Consider the following 1,955-nt stretch of genomic DNA (forward strand, 5'->3'; position numbering starts at 1 on the left):
ATAATCGCATTCTGAGCGCACGCATGTGCCGTTCGCCGCCCTCAGACGGAGGTCACGGCGGCTGGTGCCCCCCCAGCCCGCCGGCTTCGGGGACATCGCTGCCTCCGCCAAGGTTCGATAGGAAATATCTATTTGAGAGCGGCTTCAGTCCCGCTGGACAAAGTGAGTCGAAGCTGGAAGCTTTGCGCGAACAGAACAAGGGTCAAAACGTGCTCTCAAAAACACTTCTCGACGGGTATTGGCGGTTTCGGCGGGAAAACCATGCCGCCGACAAAGGACGCTACGAACAACTCGCCAAGCTCGGCCAAGCGCCGGCCGCGCTGGTGATCGCGTGTTGCGATTCACGCGTCGACGTATCGGCGATCTTCGACGCTGGTCCCGGAGACCTATTCATCGTCCGAAACGTGGCCAATTTGGTGCCGCCATTCGAGCCGGATGGAAAGTTCCATGGCACCAGCGCTGCGGTCGAGTACGCGGCCGAGGTGCTCAACGTGCCCAACATCATCGTGCTGGGCCATTCCCATTGCGGCGGGATCGCCGCCTATCGCGAGAAACTTAAGGGCGCGCCCGACAGCACGAACTTCATTGGCACCTGGCTTACGCAGCTCGACGGTCTCGAAGTGAAGGACACCGATGCCAAGACCTTCGGACAGGAGACGGCATTCGAGCTGGCCGGCGTTCGCCAGTCGATCGCGAATTTGCGGATGTTCGATGCGATCCGGAAGCGCGAGGAGGAGGGAATCCTCGCGCTGCATGGGCTGCATTTCGATATCGGCAGTGGCATGGTCCTGGCGCTCGACGCGGAGACCGACACGTTCTCGCCCTTGCCCGAGACCGTCGAGGTCTGAGGCGGCGTCGGGCGCGCCAATCCCCTCGACGGCGTCTAGGCCGCTTTCTTCTTCAGCATGTCGCGTTGGATCATGGTCTCGGCGATCTGGACCGTATTGAGCGCGGCGCCTTTGCGCAGATTATCCGAGACGCACCACAAGGTCAGGCCGTTGTCGACGGTCTGGTCGTCGCGAACGCGGCTGACAAAGGTGGCGTAGTCGCCGACACATTCGACCGGCGTCACGTAGCCGCCGTCCTCGCGCTTGTCGACCACAAGCACGCCGGGGGCCTCCCGCAGCACGTCGCGCGCGGCCTCCGCACTGAACGGGCTTTCGAACTCGATATTCACCGCCTCGGCGTGGCCCACGAAGACGGGTACACGCACGCAAGTCGCGGTCAGCTTGATCTTCGGATCGAGGATCTTCTTCGTCTCGGCCATCATCTTCCATTCCTCCTTGGTCGAGCCGTCGTCGAGAAAGACATCGATATGGGGAATGACGTTGAAGGCGATCTGCTTGGTGAACTTCTCGGGCGAGGGCGGGTCGGTGACGAAGATGCCCTTGGTCTGGGTCCATAACTCGTCCATCGCATCCTTGCCCGCACCGGACACGGATTGATAGGTCGAGCAGACCACGCGCTTGATCTTGGCCACGTCATGGAGCGGCTTCAGAACCACGACCAGCTGCGCGGTAGAACAGTTGGGATTGGCGATGATTTTCTTCTTGGTGAAGCCTGCGATCGCGTCCGGGTTCACTTCGGGCACGACCAGCGGCACATCCGGGTCGTAACGCCAGCAGGACGAATTATCGATGACGACGCAGCCGGTCGCGCCGATCCGGGGCGACCACTCCTTCGAGATCGTGGAGCCTGCGGACATCAGCGCGAAGTCGACGCCGGAGAAGTTGAAATTCTCGAGGTCGCGGCATTTCAGGCGGGCATCGCCGTAGGACACCTCCGTCCCGAGGGAGCGCCGCGAGGCGATCGGGAAGACCTCGTCGGCGGGGAATTCCCGCTCGGCAAGGATGTTGAGCATCTCGCGCCCGACATTGCCGGTCGCGCCGATGACGGCGACTTTGTAACCCATTCGATACTCCTGCCTGTGACGGCTGTCTGGTCGACTAACTGTT

2 protein-coding genes are annotated in these 1,955 nt (G+C 61.8%); one reads left to right on the forward strand and one right to left on the reverse strand.

The annotated features are described in order from the left end of the window. The first annotated feature begins 209 nt into the window (after positions 1–209). On the forward strand, positions 210–848 hold the full coding sequence (locus WBQ77_RS01885) for a carbonic anhydrase (RefSeq protein WP_424058687.1): 639 nt from the start codon (positions 210–212) through the stop codon (positions 846–848). 35 nt (positions 849–883) lie between these two features. On the opposite strand, the gene WBQ77_RS01890 is transcribed toward WBQ77_RS01885, so the two are convergent. Further along, entirely contained in the window at positions 884–1,912 is a 1,029-nt protein-coding gene (locus tag WBQ77_RS01890) for an aspartate-semialdehyde dehydrogenase (RefSeq protein ID WP_424058689.1), read from the reverse strand. Between the last annotated feature and the right edge of the window lie 43 nt (positions 1,913–1,955).

The sequence above is a fragment of the Methyloceanibacter sp. genome, assembly GCF_049590335.1.
Classification (GTDB): Bacteria; Pseudomonadota; Alphaproteobacteria; order Rhizobiales; family Methyloligellaceae; genus Methyloceanibacter.

Coding starts and splice junctions, on each gene's coding strand:
- WBQ77_RS01890 (WP_424058689.1), bottom strand. CDS start 1,912: ATGGGTTACAAAGTCGCCGTCATCGGCGCGACCGGCAATGTCGGGCGC.